This is a genomic window from Mucispirillum schaedleri ASF457, from assembly GCF_000487995.2.
Taxonomy (GTDB): Bacteria; Chrysiogenota; Deferribacteres; order Deferribacterales; family Mucispirillaceae; genus Mucispirillum; species Mucispirillum schaedleri.
In genome coordinates this window covers 1292712-1313624 of sequence record NZ_CP097562.1, presented here as the reverse complement: position 1 = coordinate 1313624, position 20913 = coordinate 1292712, and the positions used below count along the sequence as shown (strand labels likewise).

17 protein-coding genes, 1 CRISPR repeat array and 1 riboswitch are annotated in these 20913 nt (G+C 31.7%); of the genes, 7 read left to right on the top strand and 10 right to left on the bottom strand.

The window, feature by feature from the left end; genetic code table 11:
• The first annotated feature begins 33 nt into the window (after positions 1 to 33).
• From hypA to N508_RS06180, 6 genes are all read left to right on the top strand, one after another.
• Positions 34 to 375 (top strand): hydrogenase maturation nickel metallochaperone HypA, encoded by a 342-nt coding sequence (gene hypA / locus N508_RS06205; protein WP_023275540.1) that lies wholly within the window; start codon positions 34 to 36, stop codon positions 373 to 375.
• A 14-nt stretch (positions 376 to 389) separates the two neighbouring features.
• On the top strand, positions 390 to 1055 hold the full coding sequence (hypB, locus tag N508_RS06200; protein ID WP_023275539.1) for a hydrogenase nickel incorporation protein HypB: 666 nt from the start codon (positions 390 to 392) through the stop codon (positions 1053 to 1055).
• Complete coding sequence (rnhB, locus tag N508_RS06195) at positions 1046 to 1603, top strand: ribonuclease HII (RefSeq protein WP_023275538.1); 558 nt, start codon at positions 1046 to 1048, stop codon at positions 1601 to 1603. The genes hypB and rnhB overlap by 10 nt, the downstream gene beginning before the upstream one ends.
• 2 nt (positions 1604 to 1605) lie before the next feature.
• Positions 1606 to 1869 carry a YraN family protein gene (locus N508_RS06190; protein ID WP_251930592.1) on the top strand — a complete coding sequence of 88 codons (264 nt, stop codon included), beginning with the start codon at positions 1606 to 1608 and terminating at the stop codon, positions 1867 to 1869.
• Between the two features lie 79 nt (positions 1870 to 1948).
• Positions 1949 to 2491, top strand: a complete 543-nt coding sequence (locus N508_RS06185) for a L,D-transpeptidase family protein (RefSeq protein WP_023275536.1) — start codon at positions 1949 to 1951, stop codon at positions 2489 to 2491.
• Positions 2492 to 2512: 21 nt separating this feature from the next.
• A complete protein-coding gene (locus N508_RS06180) occupies positions 2513 to 3241 on the top strand; it encodes a Fic family protein (RefSeq protein ID WP_370737620.1) in 729 nt (242 codons plus the stop codon).
• Positions 3242 to 3249: 8 nt separating this feature from the next.
• Here N508_RS06180 and N508_RS06175 read toward each other — a convergent pair whose 3' ends face one another.
• Positions 3250 to 3744 carry a DUF4136 domain-containing protein gene (locus N508_RS06175; RefSeq protein ID WP_023275534.1) on the bottom strand — a complete coding sequence of 165 codons (495 nt, stop codon included), beginning with the start codon at positions 3742 to 3744 and terminating at the stop codon, positions 3250 to 3252.
• A 14-nt stretch (positions 3745 to 3758) separates the two neighbouring features.
• On the bottom strand, positions 3759 to 5414 hold the full coding sequence (locus N508_RS06170; RefSeq protein ID WP_023275533.1) for a phospholipase D-like domain-containing protein: 1656 nt from the start codon (positions 5412 to 5414) through the stop codon (positions 3759 to 3761).
• 565 nt (positions 5415 to 5979) lie between these two features.
• A riboswitch (cobalamin riboswitch) is annotated at positions 5980 to 6152 on the bottom strand.
• 155 nt (positions 6153 to 6307) lie between these two features.
• Between N508_RS06170 and N508_RS06165 the strand changes: the two genes are divergently transcribed.
• On the top strand, positions 6308 to 8437 hold the full coding sequence (locus tag N508_RS06165) for a coiled-coil domain-containing protein (RefSeq protein WP_023275532.1): 2130 nt from the start codon (positions 6308 to 6310) through the stop codon (positions 8435 to 8437).
• A 24-nt stretch (positions 8438 to 8461) separates the two neighbouring features.
• Here N508_RS06165 and N508_RS06160 read toward each other — a convergent pair whose 3' ends face one another.
• The 8 genes from N508_RS06160 to N508_RS06125 all read right to left on the bottom strand — a co-directional run bounded on the left by N508_RS06160 (position 8462) and on the right by N508_RS06125 (position 20736).
• Complete coding sequence (locus N508_RS06160; RefSeq protein WP_023275531.1) at positions 8462 to 9034, bottom strand: hypothetical protein; 573 nt, start codon at positions 9032 to 9034, stop codon at positions 8462 to 8464.
• A 235-nt stretch (positions 9035 to 9269) separates the two neighbouring features.
• Positions 9270 to 9964: direct repeats of the CRISPR family, unit length 36 nt; unit sequence GTTCTGTATTGACCACAATATTTAATATGTTATAAT.
• Positions 9965 to 10036: 72 nt separating this feature from the next.
• Entirely contained in the window at positions 10037 to 10408 is a 372-nt protein-coding gene (gene cas2 / locus N508_RS06155; protein WP_023275530.1) for a CRISPR-associated endonuclease Cas2, read from the bottom strand.
• A gap of 12 nt (positions 10409 to 10420) precedes the next feature.
• The gene (gene cas1 / locus N508_RS06150; RefSeq protein ID WP_023275529.1) at positions 10421 to 11329 is read right to left on the bottom strand and encodes a type II CRISPR-associated endonuclease Cas1; all 909 of its coding nucleotides are present in this window, start codon (positions 11327 to 11329) and stop codon (positions 10421 to 10423) included.
• Positions 11326 to 14460, bottom strand: coding sequence for a type II CRISPR RNA-guided endonuclease Cas9 (gene cas9, locus N508_RS06145; protein ID WP_023275528.1), 3135 nt, complete (start codon positions 14458 to 14460; stop codon positions 11326 to 11328). Before cas9 ends, cas1 begins: the two co-directional genes overlap by 4 nt.
• Before the next feature lie 291 nt (positions 14461 to 14751).
• Positions 14752 to 15366, bottom strand: coding sequence for a 3'-5' exonuclease (locus N508_RS06140; RefSeq protein WP_023275527.1), 615 nt, complete (start codon positions 15364 to 15366; stop codon positions 14752 to 14754).
• Positions 15367 to 15448: 82 nt separating this feature from the next.
• On the bottom strand, positions 15449 to 15688 hold the full coding sequence (gene csrA / locus N508_RS06135) for a carbon storage regulator CsrA (RefSeq protein ID WP_023275526.1): 240 nt from the start codon (positions 15686 to 15688) through the stop codon (positions 15449 to 15451).
• Position 15689: 1 nt separating this feature from the next.
• On the bottom strand, positions 15690 to 16169 hold the full coding sequence (gene fliW, locus N508_RS06130) for a flagellar assembly protein FliW (protein ID WP_023275525.1): 480 nt from the start codon (positions 16167 to 16169) through the stop codon (positions 15690 to 15692).
• A 22-nt stretch (positions 16170 to 16191) separates the two neighbouring features.
• Positions 16192 to 20736 (bottom strand): flagellin N-terminal helical domain-containing protein, encoded by a 4545-nt coding sequence (locus N508_RS06125; protein WP_023275524.1) that lies wholly within the window; start codon positions 20734 to 20736, stop codon positions 16192 to 16194.
• Between the last annotated feature and the right edge of the window lie 177 nt (positions 20737 to 20913).

Here is a 20913-nt window from a genome sequence, read left to right as displayed (position 1 = left end):
AGGCTATGATATAAAAACATATTCAGGTGATATATGCATGAAACAGGTATTGCACAAAGTATATTAGACATTGCATTAAAAACAGCAGAAGAAAATGGTGCAAAAAAGATAAATAATGTGGGTGTCCGCATAGGAAAAATGAGTGCTGTAGATGAAGCATCTCTTAGGTTTGCTTTTGATGCTTTAAAGGCAGGCACAATAGCAGAAAATTCAGAGTTTGAATATATGGAAGTGGCTTTAACCGGCAGATGCGAAGAATGCGGCAATGAATCAGAGCTTGATGGATATTTTGTGCTTTGTCCAAAATGCAGCTCTGGCAGAGTAAAAATATTAACAGGCAGTGAATTAGAAGTAGCTTATATTGATGTTGATTAATAAGGGGCAAAAATATGGAAAAAATAGAAATAAATAAGAAAGTCCTTTCAAAAAATGATATGGACGCTGCAGAGCTTCGCAGCAGATTTAAAAAGAACGGCACATTTACTGTAAATATAATGTCATCTCCTGGCAGCGGCAAAACAAGCCTTTTAGAAAAAATATTAGGTGTGTTATCTGCTAAATATAATGTGGCAGTGATAGAAGGTGATTTACAGACAGAAAATGATAAAGAGCGTGTAGAAAAAGTAGGTGTAAAAGCTGTGCAGATACAAACAGGCGGAGCATGCCATTTGGAAGCTGCAGAGATAGAAAGAAAACTGCCGCTTATTGATGGGGATAATTTAGATTTACTTATCATTGAAAATGTTGGCAATTTAGTTTGTCCATCAGAATATGACTTAGGGCAGGACGCAAATATTATACTGCTTTCTGTTACAGAGGGGGATGATAAACCGCTTAAATATCCTTCAATGTTTTTTGCTGGTGATATTTTTATTATTAATAAAGTAGATTTAGCCCCTTATGTAGATTTTAATATAGAAAAAGCTGTATCAAATGCTAAAAAAATAAAAAGCACACTAGAAGATTTTATTATATCATGCAAAACAGGTGTCGGGCTTGAAAAAGTAATAGACTGGTTTGAGCGTGGTATTCTGGCAAAAAAACAATGCTCATAGCAGGTATAGATGAAGTTGGAAGAGGCTGCCTTGCAGGGCCTGTTGTAACATGTGCAGCAGTCTTTGAAAGTGGATTTTATGACATCCGTATAAAAGATTCTAAAAAACTTTCTAAAAAAAAGCGGGAAGAGCTTTATCCTTTTATATTAGAACATGCTGTCTCTTACGGGATAGGGATAGTATGCCCAATCATAATAGATAAGATAAATATACTAAATGCAGTAAAACAGGCAATGCATTTAAGTTTATCCCGCCTTACCTGTGATTATGATAAATTGATTATTGATGCAGTAGCACTTAACCATATTGATAAAGAATATATCCATCCAAACAAGGCAGATGATACATATATACAGGTATCAGCAGCGTCAATTATAGCAAAAGTATATAGAGATAACTTAATGGCAGAGCTTGCAAAAGTGTATAAAGGTTACTTGTGGGAAAAAAATGCAGGCTATGGCACAAAAGAGCATATTAAAGCTTTAAAAGAGCTGGGTATAACACCAGTGCACAGGAAATCATTTATAAAAAATTTATATCAAGGTTAGTAATGGATAAAATATTGTCAGGAAAAGATGGAGAAGAAAAAGCCTGTAATTACCTAAAATCTAAAAAATATAAAATATTAGAAAAAAATTACAGGTGCTTATACGGCGAAATAGATATTATTGCAAAATATAATAATACACTTGTTATTATAGAAGTAAAATACAGGAAATCTGCAAAATTTGGCAAAGGGTATGAAGCCGTAAATTATACAAAACAGCAGAAAATAATAAAAACTCTCCAATACTATATAAATGAAAAAATGTAAAAATGCCAGTCAGGTTTGATGTAATATCAATAGATGATAATGAGATAACCCATATTGAAAATGCTTTTGGTGTATAGTAATGAAAATGTTTGCAAAAACAGCAGCTTTATTGACTATTTTAATATTAATACTGGTAACTGCAGGGTATATTATGGAGCAGAAAAAAGAATATAAAATTGATGAAAACTTAAAAGGAAAGGTTAATTTAATAGTAGTTGAAAAAAGTAAAAGGCAGTTGGCTTTATATCATAATAATGAGCTTTTAAAAACATATAAAATATCACTTGGCAAAAATCCAGCGGGACATAAGCAGTTTGAAGGGGACAGCAAAACTCCAGAAGGGATATATCATATTGATAGTAAAAACCCAAAAAGTAAATATTTTTTAAACCTTGGTATAAGCTATCCTAATGAAAAAGATAAAGAAAATGCAGCCCGTCATAATAAAAGTGCAGGTGGTGATATAAAAATACACGGACTTCCAAATGGGTTTAGTATGGCAGAGCCTTTATTTGATATATATGGGGACTGGACAGAAGGCTGTATTGCAGTATCAAATAACGATATGGCAGAACTGTATGAAATAATAGATATTGACACAAAAATAGAAATAAAGCCGTAAAAGGAAAATATTATGGATAAACTGCTTAATAAAATTGATATTTTAAAAAAAGAGCTTGCAGAATTAAAAGAGCAGAAAAAAAGTATTAAAAATATAGATGAAGATTTTCAAATTAAGTATATATATAATTCTAATGCAATAGAAGGCAATACTCTCACACTTAAAGAAACAAAAGTTGTGCTTGAAGGTATTACTATTGGCGGTAAAACTTTAAGGGAGCATTTTGAAGTGATTAACCATGCAGAAGCTGTTTTATATATAGAAAATATGGTAAAAAATAAGGAAGCATTAAGCGAATATACAATCAAATCCATTAATAATTTAATCCTTAAAAATATAGATAATGATAATGCAGGAAGATATAGAACCCAAAATGTAATCATAAGCGGTGCAGAATATATTCCACCAAACCATATATTAGTGAAAGAAAAAATGGAAGAGTTTATTAGCTGGTATCAAAAATGTGAAAATATGCATCCTGTATTAAATACTGCGAAAGTCCATGTTGATTTTGTGGGAATACATCCTTTTATAGATGGCAATGGACGAGTATCAAGGCTTATAATGAATTTAGAGCTTTTAAAAAGCGGATATCAGGCAGTAAATATTAGAAACGATAAAAAACTGGGATATTATGAAGCATTAGATACTGCTCACTGTAAAAGTGATTACAGCTTATTTTATAAACTAACAGCAGAATATGAGCTTGCAAGACTTAAGGAAATAGTTAAAGTATATAAAACTGCATAATATATGTGCTATTTTAAACTTTCTAAACATCTGTTTACTGCTATTCTAATATCATCTGCTTCTGTAGAGCCTATACCTTCAGCAGAACATTGAAAAATAAGTTGATGAGTTTTTGCATCAAGTAATTGTATTGTTGCTTCAAGAGTATATGCAATCCCACCTGCTATATCTCGCTTTCCACTTTGACCGTAATTTATTATAATAGTATTTTCTGGGCTGCGAATTTCATTTACAACAATAAAATTTTTTTTCATAAAAAAACCAATAATAATATCGCTTGGGTTTGTCTGCTGTGTATATGATGAACCATAAGTATATCTGCTGTAACTGGTATTAACATATCCACTGGTGGAAGTTATTGTATTTGTCGGAAGAACATATGCATATTTATATTTTGTATAATCAGCATTTTTAATAATTTCCACTGGCTTTAATGCACAACCAGCAGATAAAAAATTAATTATTAAAATCAATGGTAACAAGTAAGCAGGAATTTTATACATTTTTATACCCCATATTATATTAACTTTTCTGGCACTATTTTTAATACAAAAGCCATAATCCGCATTAAAAGTGATGTATCTGGGATATGGCTTTTTGTGATTTCTTTGCCATTTCTGTATGTTTTCCAGTATGTTTTGCCATCTTTTGTATAAAGATGCCATGAAATATATTCTGACATATCTTTTTCCATAGCTTCTTTTAACAGTTTTGCAAAATCTTCATTAAAAAATGCTGTGATTACTTCTGTATTATAAATAGCAGACCTGCCGTCTAAATTAAAACTGCCTATCCAGCTTATTTTATCATCTACAACTATTGTTTTGCTGTGCAGTGATGCTCCAGAATTTCTTCTATTATATATTTTATACCCTTCATTACGAAATTCATATACATTTATGCCATTTGCGACTAAATCATCTCTGTATCTGTCCCAGCCTGAATATACAACTTTTGCATCAGTTGATGAAAGAGAATTTGTCAGTATATTTATATTAACTCCCCTTTTTTCAGCATTTATTAAATCATTTGTTCCTTTTTTACCTGGAACAAGATATGCAGAAGAGATATATATAGATTTTTTTGCTTCCAATAGTAACCCGTCAACAGCATCAATAATAGGGCTTGTAAAATTGCCGCCTTCTGCTTTTGCAGGGCTGTCTGCTATTAATTTAGAGCTGCCCCAGTAAACAGGGAATTTTTTCTCATTAAAGCTTTTGATAAATAATTCTAATGCTTTATCAAGTATTTCTTGTTCCTGTTGATAGTAGATAGATTTTTCAGTAATTTCTTTATCTAGAATATGCAGCTCATCGGGGTTATTATGGTTAGGGAAAACATCTACTGGTATAGATTTGTGGTAGGTCCAGTATTCATTAAAAGAAGCAAGAGCATCTTGAGCAAGTTTTCCAATAAAAAGCACATCTGTATCTGAAAAATTTAATCTTGAGCTGTCATCAAAATAGTTGCTGGCTATATTTCTACCGCCTATTATTACAGCAGAGCTGTCAACAATGAAAAGTTTATTATGCATCCTGTAATTAAGCCTGCTGATGTTAAAAAGAAACTGCGGATATTTTAATATTTTTGAGCGGTATTTATATGGGTTAAAAACTTTTACCTGTATATTTGGATGATAATTTAATGTCATAATATCGCTTGTATCTGATGAAAGTCCATTATCATCTACTAAAATGCGGACTTTTACGCCCCTGTCTGCTGCTAATTTCATTTCATGCATTAATATTCTTGAAGTAACATCATTCTCGTATATATATGTTTGCAGTTCTATAGAATGGCATGCCATTCTAACTAATGCTATCCTGTGTAAAAATGAAACTTTGCCGCTTTTAATAAGCATTGCACCACTTTTTGATGGATTATTTTGCAGTTCATCTGCATAAACTAGGCTTACAGGTGTTTTTAATATATCATAAGGTTGAATAAGTATTTTTGAAGATATGTGTGTCTTATAATCTTTTGGCAGATTTTTTGTAGAGTATATAACAGTTGCACTGCTGGCAACAATAATAATACCAAAAAGAATAAAAAAAGCTATAAGCATATATTTTCTCCCTGGGTGCTGGCTTAACCTTTTTCTAATAAATAATACTGCAAAAACAACACCTGCAATTATAAGTAAATCTATAATAAATGTAATAATTTCTACCATAAACATTACCTGCTGATATAATATATAAAGCTAACATATAATATTTATACACACAATAAAATAATTATAAAGTATTTTAGATTTAGACAAATCACTAGAAAATATCTATTTAAAAGCAGTGTGAATTTACCCAAAAAAATTATACTACAGTCATTTTGAGCCTGATTTTTTAAAGGCGAAAAATCTAAATTAAATATATTAGTTTGTAATATATTCAACTTATATTTTCTTTTAGATACTTCGCCTTTCAGGCTCAGGACGAGCCGCCTTTAGTAAGCGATAGGCGAACTTGTTTCGGCAGAGCGTGATTTAAAAAATTCATGGGGGAGCGTATTGTGCGATGCAAGGACTTTCCAAGCGAGCAGCGGTGGAATCAAAAGTCCGCAGCTGAACAATATTTTTTAATAAAATATAAATAAGAATAAAAACTAACCAGACAGACTGATAAATATAAATATATGGGCGAGGTCAATGCACACAGAAATACTTGCTGTCTGGTTAGTTAAGAGTATGTTGTGGTATAAAAAGGATATTAAATAGAATTGTATCTCACAGGCTTCCCTCCGAAGAATAAATTGAGTAAGCATATCCTGACTTGCTTTCAACCTCTACCCGCCTTCCCGAATATCAGTGGCATAATGGGCTTTGTCCAGCATACAGTTGCGGGGGCAGTGCAGGTATCTCACCTGCTTCCGCTTATCTCTAATTATTTTTTAGCAGAAAAATATTTTTTGTTCAAGCAGAATTTTTTTTACAGCTATTAAACTATTGATATATTAATATAAAAAAATTTAAATTGTATTTACTATTATAAAATACAGGCATATAAAATAAAAATATTGCTTTTTAACTACAGTGTGATAGATTAAAAAGATTACTAAAAAGGTTAAGTTATGCGAAATTTGTTTATTATTTTTTTACTTCTTCTACCAATATTTTCTTATGCAGAAACTAAGACTATCACAAAAACAGCAAAAGCAGTAGTTCCTGAAAACCAGTCAGTTGAACAGGTTAAGCAGTATACAAGCGAGCGTTTATTTAGAGAAGCAGCAGAAGAAGCAGGGGTTGCAGTATCCAGCAGCATAGTATTAGTTGACGGCAAAGTATCTAAAGATGAAATCAAAATGCAGACAAGTGCTATTGCTCAAAAAGATGTCAGCATATTAAAACAGGAAATAGAAAATGGTCAGACATATATAACTGTGCAGGTGAAAGCAACTGTTGATGCTGGAGAGCTTGATGCATTTTTAAGACAGCTTATGCAGAATGAAGCATTAAAGCAGGAATTAGAAAAGGAAAGAAAGGAAAAACTTGCTCTTGAAAAGAAACTGAAAAATGCATCTAAAGAAGAATATGATAAAACATTAAGTGTGCAGGCAGAAAATATTACAAAAGCCCAAGCTGCAAGGCAGAAACAGCTTGAAAAAGAAATATCAAATGCTAAACAGCAGTTAATGGAAGCTCAACGCAGACAGAATGCAGAAGAGCTTCAGGCAGCTAAAGAATTAGAGCAGATACAAAAGGAATATATGGCTCAAGATGCAAAATTGCAGACAAGAATTGCTGCAGAAAAAGATGCACAGGCAAAGGCAGAAATGGAACATCAGGCACTTTTGGCAGAACTTGCAAAAAATGCACTTGTTAATGATAAAACAATGGATATAGCAGTAAATGATACTGTTGAAATCATTGCAATGGATGCAGCTCAAGTGTGCACAAATTTCAGCAGCCTTGTTAATGAATATAAAGCAGCAATGAATGCAAACAGCAGGAAGTTGGAAATATATCATAAATCTCAGCTTGATATACTTGAAAAACAGAAATTTACAGAAGAAATGCCTAAAAAAGGGGAGTGGGATAATACTGCTGCTTATAATGAGAAAAAAGCTGCATATAATAAAAGAAAAGAAGATTTTGAAAACAAGAAAAAGCAGGATATTGCAGACTTAAAAGCAGAATATGCAGAAAGAAAAGCAAATAGTGAAAAAGATACAAAAACATCTCTTTTAAAAGCATTAAAACCGCTTTATGAAAGACTGAAAAAATATAATACAGGAATGTATGTTGCAAGCGATACATCAAAAGCAGTAATAGATTTTGGAGAGCGAGATTTAGATAATATTGAGCTTCCTATTATAGTAAAATATAAAATGAAAAAATATAATTTCAAATATAAGTTTGCATCATTGCAGGAATTTAGAGCAATGTATGATACAAGGGCAAGTTTTAAAGCAGTGCCTGTATATGCACTTGAACCAAACAGCACAAAAGGAGCTAAGCCATATTTAACTGGATTTAGAGTGGTGCATCTTGGAAATAATAAAGAGCAGTTTTTTTCAATCAATGCAGATTATGAGATTTTTCCAGAGATTTTGCAGTATGAGCAAATGGCACAGGAACTTAGCCCTAAACCAAAGCAGCAGGAACCTGAAAAAATAGAAATGTCAGTAAGTAGTGATTACAGCTCAAATTCTTATAAAAAGCATACTTCTGATACTATCAAAACAGTAAACAGTTATAAAACAAATTACTGGCTGTATGGCATACAAGGTGCAGGCGGATTTAATCTTGATATAATGAATATAGAATTTTCTATACAGTCTCACTGGCGGTTTAACAAATGGTTTGGTATATATACAAACGGCAGTGTTCTAGTTGGTATTAACGGATTAAAATCATCTTTTAGCAGTGACGATGACTATGACGATTATGATGACTATTATGATTACTACTACCGTTCATACGAAAAAAGTATCAGCACAATTGATACAGGTATAGCTCTTGGTTTAGGGCTTGATTTTTATTTAACAAATAATATACTGCTTTTTGGTGAGATAAATGCTGCATATTTCATTGAAGATAATGGCAAAAACAGTTTTGGTGGTATATTTCGTGGCGGACTTGCTTTGCAAAATAAAGATATGAAACATACAGGTATGAGACTGAATATATTTATAGAAGGTATAGTTACTGATACAATAAGCGGTTCATCACCATATTTTGGTGCAGGTATATATTTTTAATAAAGTTTTTGGTTTAATAAAAGATTAGTTTGCAGAATACTGGTTAAAGTTTGAAATGAGATTTTCATCAATTGGAGCAAGTAGTACCCGTTCAATATACGGGTACTTACCTTTAAGATTTGAATATATTTCCTTTAAATCATCGCTGTTTAGTATATCCTGCAACTGTGATTTATAAACAGAAGCAAAAGTATTGTGGCTTAAATCTTCTGCAATAAATCTTTGGCATACTTCATTACATGCCTGCAGCACTTTTTCTGCCGCCTGTTTTCTGGCTCGTTCATGTTTGCCTATGCTGCCTTCTTCAGGTGTAACACTTGCAATATCATTATAGTCTTTAATAGCAGTGTTTAAAAGCACCTGCATATCATTATTAATAGAAACTTCCTGCAGTTTTTTAAACTGTTCCCGTAATATATGATGGTCGTGTTTAAGCTGAGCAAATCTGTTGTTAGTTTCATTTATCTGCTGTTTTAACCGCATAATCTCATCTAAATGATTATCTCCAGTTTCACTGGATTTTTTAACGGTATACAGAGCAAATGCACTAACCAGTGCTGCAACAAATGCAAGAAAAATTGATATAAATGCTGCCATATCTGCCTCCCGATTAATAAAACATTTTTATCCTTATCAGTCCAGAAGCAAATATAGTGCCAAAAAATGGATAGAGATAAAACAATATATTATAAAAATGGTTAGCCATCTTATTCAGCTAATATCTATTAAAATTTTCCTTATTATTTTTTAATAACTCTTTTAACTTATAAAATCATCTGATTTAATTAATAATATGTTTATATAAATTTAGGCTGATGAGATTATAAATAATAGTCTGTATTGATTATAATATTTAATATGTTATAATGCTTTGGTGCAGGACTATATATACGCATTAGTTCTGTATTGACCACAATATTTAATATGTTATAATAAGCTGACTTTATCCGCAAGTTAATCACAGGTTCTGTATTGACCACAATATTTAATATGTTATAATTGGCATAGTAAATTTACAAAGAACAGGATAGTTCTGTATTGACCACAATATTTAATATGTTATAATGCGATTCACCTAATTCAGAACAAAGACGAAGTTCTGTATTGACCACAATATTTAATATGTTATAATTCTTTAGTCTTGATAAATGCAGTTTCAGCTGTTCTGTATTGACCACAATATTTAATATGTTATAATGAAATGGTAATGCAGATGTGAAGTAGTCCTGTTCTGTATTGACCACAATATTTAATATGTTATAATAATAATACTTATTTGGTCTTGAAGAGATAAGTTCTGTATTGACCACAATATTTAATATGTTATAATATCTATAAGTCTTGCTTCTTGAAATTGCTTGTTCTGTATTGACCACAATATTTAATATGTTATAATTAAACTATTAAGACTAATGGTATTGGATATGTTCTGTATTGACCACAATATTTAATATGTTATAATTGGCTCCGTGTATGGCAAGCCATTTTACGGTTCTGTATTGACCACAATATTTAATATGTTATAATAAGTCAAAAATAAACCCCTTTATCATAAGGGGTTTATTACATTATTTTAAGAAAATAATTTTTTAATTTTGTTTATAGATTTGCACTTTCTGGTAAAAAATGCTCAATATCTGGCTGGAATAAAATATATTGGTTTGGATTATTTCTTTGCACCTTATTTCTGCCACGAATAGTTACAATATTTTCATACTGCTTATCTGTAATAGGAAGAATATCTACTTTTCCATCTTCAGGCACATTTTTTTCTATTAACTTTACAAGCCTTTCCACATGCTCTTTACTTGGACATGGTCGCATATATACTGAAAACTGCACCATTTCAAAACTATTATCCATTAAAAAATTTCTGAATTTTGTTGCTTTTTTACGCTCTTTTTCAGTAATAACTGGCAAATCAAATAAAACCATTATCCACATAAGCCTATACCCACTTAAATAAGTCATATAAATAACCTGTTAATTTGTTTCACATAAATCGCTTATTTTAAGTATCGGTAAATCTAAATTTTTCTTTAATGTTTCTAATGAATATGCATAAGTATATGCTAATGACTGCATTCTGTTTATTACAGGACTTCTGCCACGGGGTCCGTCTAAATCTAAATATAAAATATTTACAAGATTTTCTTTTACATCAGGGGTTAGTTCATACTTTTCTTTTTCACTGAATTTATATACAAAATAATCTACTATTGGTCTAAATGGCTCCATTAAGTCATCTGCTAGACGCATAGAATTATATTTATTTTTATGAAATATGCCAATTGCAGGGTGAAGTCCTGCCCCCATGATAGACCTTGCTGTGCCAGAGCGTAAAATGGTATAGCCATAATTTAGCAAAGTATTAATTCCTTCTGCATTTTTATCTCTTATAAAATTATCACCAAATAATTTATTCCAGTATATTTTTGCTGCCTGTGCTTCTATATTTTCTCTATCACCAGTAGTTACTTTTTTAACAAGTGCTTTTAATGCTCTATCATCTTTTTCTAAACTGTTTAAACATATAGACTGATTATAAATTTTAATTTGTATAATATCCTGCCATATCTTTTCATAAAAACTTTTGCGGGTATTTATTTGATTATCTATTTTTGCAGACATTAAAGAGTGAGTTTCCACTGGCCATAAAAAAGCAGCAGGAGAATGATTTACTCCGCATATAATAAAGGGAATATTTAACTCTGCTAACTTAACAAGCAGACTGCTGCTGTATGTTATACTGTATGAATTGCTAATTATGCCGCCAATATCATATAATGGTATTTCATAGTTTTTACTATCTTTTATACTTACTTTTAAAAAACCTCTATGCAGGCTTAAATGAGCCTGCATATCTGTTATTTCTATAATCCGCTGATTCACTTTCTATTTTTCCAAAAATTAACATCTGCTGTTTTCTTTTTAGTGACAATGCCCGTTACACTTATATTAAACTGTTTAGCATTTAAAGAGTTTTTATTATTACTATCAAACAATATATTTAAGCCTTTTTTAAATATACCTTCAGCTTTATTAATTGCAAGTAATTTAAGATTTTGGTCTGCAATACTAATACCTTTAATTGTATAATAATTATATTTTCTATTCTCTATAAATCCTATTACATCGCCTTTAAATAACCGCATAAGTAATTTTCCATTAGGATATTTTTTCATCCATTCTGGCATAAATCCTTTTTGTGCTGCATCAAATAACTGTATAACTTCTGATTTTCTTACACCATCTACTTCATATATCTCTACACAAATATTATTACCACCTGCAAAGGCTTTATAGTCCCTGCCTGATTTATCTTTTATTTTAATTACAGGGTTTTCTTTTGCCAGCTTTCTAATGCTTTTTATTTTTCTTGTTTCTACTATCTTAGCAAATAATTCTTTATCACTACATGCAATTTCCTTTAATTCATTATCCCTTATGGTTTCAAAATGTTTTTGCTCTTTAAATTTATCTACTGTCCATCTTGTAACAACATTATATTTGTCATCATTTTCAACTATCCCGTAAGCAGTATCTTCATGTAATTTACCAGATATACTTCTATCTGCTTTATGGGAAGTTTTTATATTATCAATAGCAAGCTCCAGACTTTTTCTATAATTTGGAAAAGGCTCTGGCATTTTTTCAAGTAATTTATTTCTATATGATGATACATTTCTATTATCTAAATCTTCCTGTAATGAAGCTGCATAAGATATTTTCTGCAGTAAAGAACGGCTTGTTACTGCCACAACAAATGCATCTACTGCATGGTGCCTGTGGTCATTTCTGTTTTTATTTTTATCATTAGAAATTAATGTGTTTAAGCCTAAATAGTTGCGAATAAGTGCAGTCAACTGACCCGGTATAGTCCAAATAGAGCTGTGATGTGCTTTTTCATATAATGACTGTAAATAGATAAGTGCCCGTGTAGATAAATACTGAGTATCTGAAAGCTGCCTTGCAATAAAATCTTTACCATCTCTATTATATATATCCATTGCATCTTTTGTAAATCTTTTAAATTTATTGTCATTATTAAGCAGCTTTGCCCTTGCAATTATGTCGTCATAATTATATCCGTCTTTACTGTCTTTAAATGCTTCATAAGGTGTTTTATTGCCTTTATAATAATTTGCTTGTTTCATTGAAAGAGTTTTATTATTAAAACTATCATCTAATGTTTTAGAATATGGCACAATATGCTCAATCTGCACTTCGTCGCTGAATAATTTTGCTATATTTATTTGCTCTCCAGTATATATACATTTCCTTTCTAATGGGTCTTTCCCTAATTCCCGCCATAATTTAACTTTATCTCTGTTTAATTTATTTTTTACAATATGTGTGTTATATTTTTCTGAATACTCCTGCAGTGTTTTATCAACTTCTTCATTAAGTTTTCTATTTTCTGCTATTTTTTTATTAATAACATCTTTTGCCTTTCTACTGTTTTTTAAATCTCTGGCAAGCTCTATAACTATCTGCTCTGGTTTGCCATATAACTTGATTAATTCATTAACTAACTTTCTTAATTGATTTAAAGCTGCATGCACTGTTGGGTTTGCAATTTTACCATATCTTTCTTCATCATTTTTAGGATTTTCAATTTGTGGGTCTACTACACTGTCTGGAAGCACTTTACCATAATATTCCAGATATTCAGATGCATCTTGTTTATTTTCCTTTTCATAGCCTGCTTCTTCTCTAGCATCGTGTAAATTTAAATTATCTTTATCCATTATGCTGTTTAAGTTTGTAACTGCTGTTTTTCCATACCTGATATATCCACTGTCAAGTCTATAAATGGCTTTATTTAATAAGCCATTTATCTGGCTTTCATTTAAGTTAAATTTTTCAGAATATAATTTACTTAATTCATCATTATCTTTATCAGAATATAATTCTTCTATTATGTCATACTGAACTTCTGGCGATAAACTATACCAGCTGTCACCTATAATCTCTTTATCTGACATTAAAGCATTTGTTTTATTACCTTGTAATTTTTTATATAATGTTTCATGTGAGAACATACCATATTTAACATTTTCATAATATTTCTTTAACAATTTCCGTATATTTTCATAAGATACTTCTTTTTTCTTTCGCAATTCTCTTTTAATAATGTCTTTTTCATCATTGCTTAATGGTCTAAATTCTAACTGATTATCATCAAATACTCGTAAATCCTGCACTTTTTGCAGCAAAATAAAATCTTGTGCCAATACATGTGCTTTTTTCAGTTTAGTATCTTCACCAGTTAAACTGCATTTCCCTATTATTTGCTTTTTTAATGGTCGCTGATAAAAAATTATATTAAATATCTCATTAATAATATCATCAGTTAATTCTTTATGATGTTTTTTCTGTTCATTCATTATAAGATTATATTCTTCTTCTATTAAAGCCCTGTCTAAATATATCTCATATCCATTACTTCCGTCTATTCTTCCAAGGCGGGCTCTGACTGGTTTACCATTCTGCATTAGAGAATATAAATACTCACCAGCTGTTTTTTTATTAGTTTCCTGCATTTTATTTTTTAATCTTTCTATAGCTGGCTTAATTTTACCACTGCTGTCTTCTTTATCTACTTTCCTGTTGCTTTTAAATCCTCTGCGTTTTGAAAGGTGCATTAATAATCTTCCAAGCTCAAATAATTCTAATCTTTCATTTACTGCCCTGCTTCTTAGTTCATAAGGGTTTAAAACTGCTAATGCTTTTCTCTCAATTTCATTTGATGGCAATAGGAAATATTTTACTAATGTATTTAACAGATGATTTCTGCGGGATATTTTTCTATCAAGATTTCTTCTAATACTGCGGGCATTTCTGCGGACAACTGCCAAAGGCTCTTTTGTTTTTTCATTTCTTCCATCATGGAATATTCTAACACCTGATTTAATAACTGCAGCTGGTTCGTTATCCTTATTTAACCTAAGCATACACCAGCCTATAGAGTTTGTTCCTAAATCAAGACCTAAACGGTATTTAAATTTCTTTTCCGCCATAATTCGCTCCATATTATTTATATGATTTATGTTACTTGATATTTTTTAAATAAGCAATATGAATTATCTTGACAAGAATATTAAAATAAAATATATTTAGCATATAACATATTAAATATTGTGGTGAATACAGTAATAAGTGAGTATTCACTCACACCAAATTTAGCCTTTCTATATGGAAGGCTTTTTTATTTCTTTATAATCAATTTTATAAGAAGATAAATATAATACAAATTAATAAGAATAAATTATACAATGATATGTGAAAAGATGAAAATATAAATTTATATGCTATTCATCTATATGATATTCTTCATTATCGCTAAGGTTTCCTGCTTCTCTTTCTAAAGCTGCAAGTTTACGATAATCTGTTGTGTCATGCTTAACATGTTCTAAAAGCTGCAGGCAAATCCATGCGTCTGTTGCTGCATATTCAAGCTGCCTAGGGCTGAGTTTACTTAAAGCCCAGTTAGTTTTTTGTGAGCTTTTAACAAGTTTTCTGCCTAAATATCTTGCAGTTAAGGCTCTTGCTCCAGACTGCACAAGCCCTTTCTTTTTCGCTGCACTAGAAAGGTCATAAAAACCGCCCTGCTTAAATTTGCAAAGCTCGTTTAAGCGTCTTATATCATCCTGCACTCCAACGCCAACTTTTATTATATTTTCATCTGATAAAAGCTCTACAAGCCTGCCTGAAAAATGCACATATTTTAACTGAAAAATAAATGCTTCTTCATTAGTTGCAAGCTGAATAATTGAAACAGGAAATTTTTGCCCCTTAAAAAATGCTGGACGAGATTCCGTATCAAACCCTATATATTTTGCTGCAAAAAGTTTGTCTAATGCTGCCTCTGCTTTTGATAAATTATCTACTACTGCAATAGAGCCTTTAAAAGATATAGGCTCCATTGTATTGATATCTTCTACAGAGATTTTTAAATCTTTAATAGGAAGATGATTAATGTCTACTATGGTAGCACCTGTATATATATTATTTATGTTTTTTAAAATACTCTGCTAATGAAATAATATTTTCTTTTGGTGTTTCCTTAGGCACAGCCTGCAGATTTTCATTTTTAATAGCTTCATAGACTTCTTTTCTATGAACTACTATATTTTTAGGTGCTTCTATACCCAGCTTGACAGCTTTGCCAGTAATCTCCACTACCCTGACTTCAATGTCATCGCCTATCATGATGCTTTCATTGCTTTTTCTAGAGAGAACTAACATATCACTCACTCTCAAATAAAGGCATTTTTATTTTATAAGCATCATCATCAAGAATAATCTGCTTTGCCAGTTTTTTTTCAAAATTAACTACAAGCGGTGCTCGGAGATTGGCTGTAGATAACTTTGGGTCAGTAGGAACTACAACAATAGAAAATAGTTTCATTTCTTTTTTATCACTTATTGCAATAACTTTCAACTCCCTTTTTGGAATATCTGGGTTATAATCCTTAAAAAAAGTATTTGTTTCAATAAGGATAAAACAAATATCTGCATCCTCTACTGACTGAAACCATAAAAATGGGTATGAATTATCATCAGAGATTATTAAAAAATCCTGCAAATCAGGGAAACCTAAAAGGGGAGAACTTAAAGTTATAACATCATCTTCTGAATATTCAATCTCCCCAAGCTTAGCTGAATTAATCTTCATTCTACTACTGCCGTCCTTTTTAATGTCCTGTTTTGATACAATATTTGTCATATATAAACCTATTATACACTAATTATCCAAGAAAATCTAGTATAGAAATGCTCATCATAGTGCTTACTATACTCATAGCTGACTGATAAGCTGTTTTTGAAAGCTCTAAATCAGTGGTAAGTTTAATAATATCTGTAGATGTAGCACCTAGATAACCAGCTTTTATTTCTTCATTATTTTTAATGACTGTTTCTTGAAATTTCATAACTGATTCTACTCTTTGACCTCTTGTTCCTATCAATGTGCCAGCCTGTAAAACTTGATTTACAGCGGCATCTAATGAATCTATTTCATTTTCAACTCCACTGCCTACTGCTGCAGTAAAGCTGTCTGTTGCACTAAGAGAGCCTGCATCAAAGCCTAAATAGAGCCCATCTGATACAAATACACTTTTATTTGCAGTATCAAGTGATACATTCTGCACTAATCCACCATCTGCATTTGTTACTTTTATGGAAACACTACTTCCCGCTTTTGGAAAGCCAAGTGTGCCTGCATAATCACCCTCTACAACTATTGAGCTAAAATTATTACTTGCTTTTGCAAATGATATTTCACCTTTATTATTTACAACAGCACTTAAATTACTAGCAGGTATCCCAAGTGATGTAAGCTGTTCATTAATATGCTCTGCCATTTCAGCAGCTGATTTATATTCCTTTTTTTCAAGGATAACTTTTGCTTGTTTCTGCTGTCCATTTTCCATATATGTAATTGTTAATGTTCTTGCATCTTCTGCCATCTCACTAAGGTCAGTTTTAGGTGTCTGAACACCTGATACTGTTAATTCTGCCAGATTGCCTGCTGCATCATTTACAAGACCTAAATTAAGGGGATTATCAGCTCCTGACAGCACCGATGCTTCCACAGGCAAATCTGTTGCAGCTGTTACAAACTGAATAGAGCCGTCTGCAGCTAAATTTGCTTTAATTCTACTGCTTGTATTTACTGCAAGCTGGTTATTAATTTCTGTTAATAAATCATCTTTATTAGTAAATGCAGTTATTTGAAAACTATATGAGCCATCTGGGTTTGCTGTAACTGTTGTAACTCCTTCATCTACACTAATCCCTGCTTCTTTAAGCTTATTATTGATAAAAGTGTTTTTGTTTGCAGCATTATTAAATTCATCTGACGGAATATCTATAGTTTTGCCCCCAATGTTAAGTGCAAAAGTTGCTCCTGCAGTTACAACAACATTATTATTTACTGCATTAATAACAGGATTAATATTGATTGTTTTAAAACCTGCTCCTGCCGGGTCAAGTGGGTCTGCCACATTAAATGTAAAAGCTGCCGTGAAAACATCTGATACAGCACCATTTGCCACTGTTTCAAAGCCCATTACAAAACTTGCAAATGCCCTGTCTGCTGGGTTAGTAGATGAATTTGCAAAGTTTGCTATTTTTGTTCCACTTCCAGATTGTATTTCTATTGAGCCGTCTTTATCTGCAAACCTTATGCCAGCACTTACAAAATCAGGGTTGTTATTTAACTGTTCTAAAATATAATCTCTTGCTGATTCTGCATTTGTTATTGCAGGGTTTGCTTTTGTTAAATCAATACTTACTGGCACACGCTGTTGTCTGCCTGTTTTATTATCAAATATATCTACACTGAAATTTAAAACTGAATTATTTGTATAAGCATCATTATCATACTGGATTTGCCCTGATGTAGTTTTATATTCATTCTGTAGATAAAAATCAGTTTTCTGCTTATCTGATAATATTTCATATTTCCAATTATCATTAAAATTGCCTTGAAATACTCCATCTAGAAAAGGTTTTGCAGTAGAGCTTAAATCTGTTGCTTTCCAAGCAGAAGGCTCCCCAAAACCATTTTTAGTAATATTATGTTCAAGTGCATGCATTAAGTTTTCTAATGCTCTGAATACATTTACATTTTTACCTGTTTCTTTAATATTTACATCACCAAAATTCAAACCCGGCTTTGCTTTTAAATCAAGCTGAAATGTTGTGGTAGATGTTCTTTTTGCTGGATTTAATGGGTTTGGTATCTGCATATCATCTGGAGTTATAGTTACACCATTTGGCAGTGCTATCGGACCACCTTTATAATCATTAGTAACTTTATTGTATAGCATATTGCCATTTTTATCCATAACTGTAATGGTTATATTTCTTTGGTCATTCTGCCCAAGCTGTGTAGTAACAGAAACATTCCAAGTGTCATCTTTTTTGCCAGTATATGCACCGCCTGCAATAGTCACCTGATCATTTGCATGACTTATGCCTTGATTTTGTGCATTAGTCCTGAATGTAAGTTTACTGTTACCGCTTCTTAAATCTGCAATAGTAAGCTTGCCATCTACTATTGATACATCAACAGACTGTCCATATAATTCTTTAATAAATTTAACATAATCGCCAAGAGTTTTTTCTACTGCACTATTTAAACGGCTTCTGTCAATTTTTGCTGTCTGCATATCAGAAGTTGGTGGAATTGTCGTTCTGTCATAAGCTGTTGTAGTAAGAGTAGTGTCTCTATCCATATTATAGTTTTGCAGATAAAATGTTACATCATAATTGCCAAAATTTGCAGGGTCATTTGGATTTAAATCAAGGCTTACTCCCACTTCAAAATCAAAACCTGCTTTTCTTAATGCTTCATCAAAAGCAAATTCCAATTCTTTTTTTGACGGAGTTGTAGTTGTTAAGTCAAAGTCGTATGTATTGCCGTTAAAAGTAAGATTTTGAATAACTGCTTCACCACCAAGCCCTGCTTCACGCAGTTTTTCATTTAAATAAACCGCTTTTGCAGGTGCATTATTAAAGTCTGATGCAGGTATAGTAACTGTTTTACCATTAATATTAAGCTCCACATTCTGCACGCCAAAAGGAATACCTGCTGTTGGTGTATTCGTTATTTGAGTAGCAGGTTTATTTACAGTAATCTCTTTACCATTTACAAAAAATGTATAGGCAGTTCCTGTAAGGTCAAAATTTTTATGAGTTGTTTCAACAGGGTCTATTGTATTAGTATGAAAATCATATCCTATCTCAAAAGTAGTATCTTTGCCTTCTGCTGCTACTGTTGAACCTTTAAAACCTAATAAACTTTGGTCTGTTCCAGTAACTGCGATACGCACATTATCTCCTGCTTTCTGGCTCATAAAGTTAAGCCTGTCACCATCTGCAGCTATTCTTAACTCACTTGATAAATCTACTTTATATTTATTTTTACCAGCAGCACTTATTTCGCCCTGATATTTACCTGAATTTACCTGACTATTTATTAGTGATTCATAATCTTCAATATCTGCATTAACTCCGGATAAACCACTTATTGAGCCTATATATTCTGCATTTTTCAGCTCGTTATCAACAGCACTTGCAAGTTCTTTTGTGGAAGAATATGCTTTTTGCGGCACTACTATTTTATAAAGTTTATCGCCATAAGTAACAGTTATTGTCCTTTCTTTTTCTGAAGCATCAGCTAAATCTAAACTTGGGTTAGTGTTAGACACAAGGCTTGCAATACCTACTTTATTGCCATTATGGTCTGTCCCTGATATTTTTATAGAATCGCCTATGCTGATATTTGTATTATCTAAATTAGAAAACAGAGTATTTAATGTGGCTGACATACCATTTACAGTATTAAATGCTGAGCCCTGCAATACCATACCTGACTGAGTAAAAATATTACTTCCGGGCATATTCACTGCAATATCCTGACTGTATCCAATTTGAGTATAAATATAGCCGTTATCACCCTGATATGTGATTTCTGAGCCTGATTTATAATCAAATTCCATCACAATAGATGTTGGGTTATTTAAGTCTTCAGGCATTTTAAATGATATACCCCTGCCTGTATTTATAACTTTACCTGCCTCATATTCAAAAGACATAGAAACTGCTGATTTATTACCTAAACCGCCTGATTCATCTGAACCGTTTGAATCTAATATTACAACATTACCTTTTTCATCATAAAGCTGTAATTTTGCAATACCATCTTTAACAGTTACTTTTGCAGTATATTTTCCTGATTTCAGCTCTGTCATATCACTGAAAACATCTTTTGTTACAGCATCTCCTGCTAAATGTTCACCATTTACATTTTTAGTGATTACATTTGTAACTGAATTTGTGCCGCCTGTAAAAGGTGGAGTTCCTGTTTGATAGCCGCCAAAAATATATCTTCCATTATAGCTGGCATTTGCTATATCCATAATTTGATTATATAAACTTAACACATCTTGAGCTAAAGCCTTTCTGCTTTCTTCATCATAAGAATCAGATGCACCTGCAATTGCATAATCATCTCTTGCCTGCTTTAATGCTTCTACTAATTCTTGAAGTTCTGCATTAGTATTATTAAGCCAGTTAGATGCACTGCCTGCATTTTCACTAAACTGAGTAAGCTCATCAATCATGTTTTGAACATTGTAAGCTCCCACATACTTGCTTGAATCTTCCCATGGATTAAGCAGGCTTTGCTTTGCATTTGCTTTTTTAACAGCCTCTGTATAATTTGAAAGACTTGTTGAAAGCATATCTTTCATCTGCATACCCTGCATATTAAATGTTACTCTCATAATTATGCTCCGTTTATATAATCACTACTGTATATAGCTTTTTAGCAAATTTTATGCCAAATAAACAAGTTTTAAAATGTATATATTTTCCTTAAATGATTTTATTAAATGAAGTAATATTTTTATACTGCATATATTTTTGAAATACTAAAATATGTCTTTTTGAGTGATTATCAG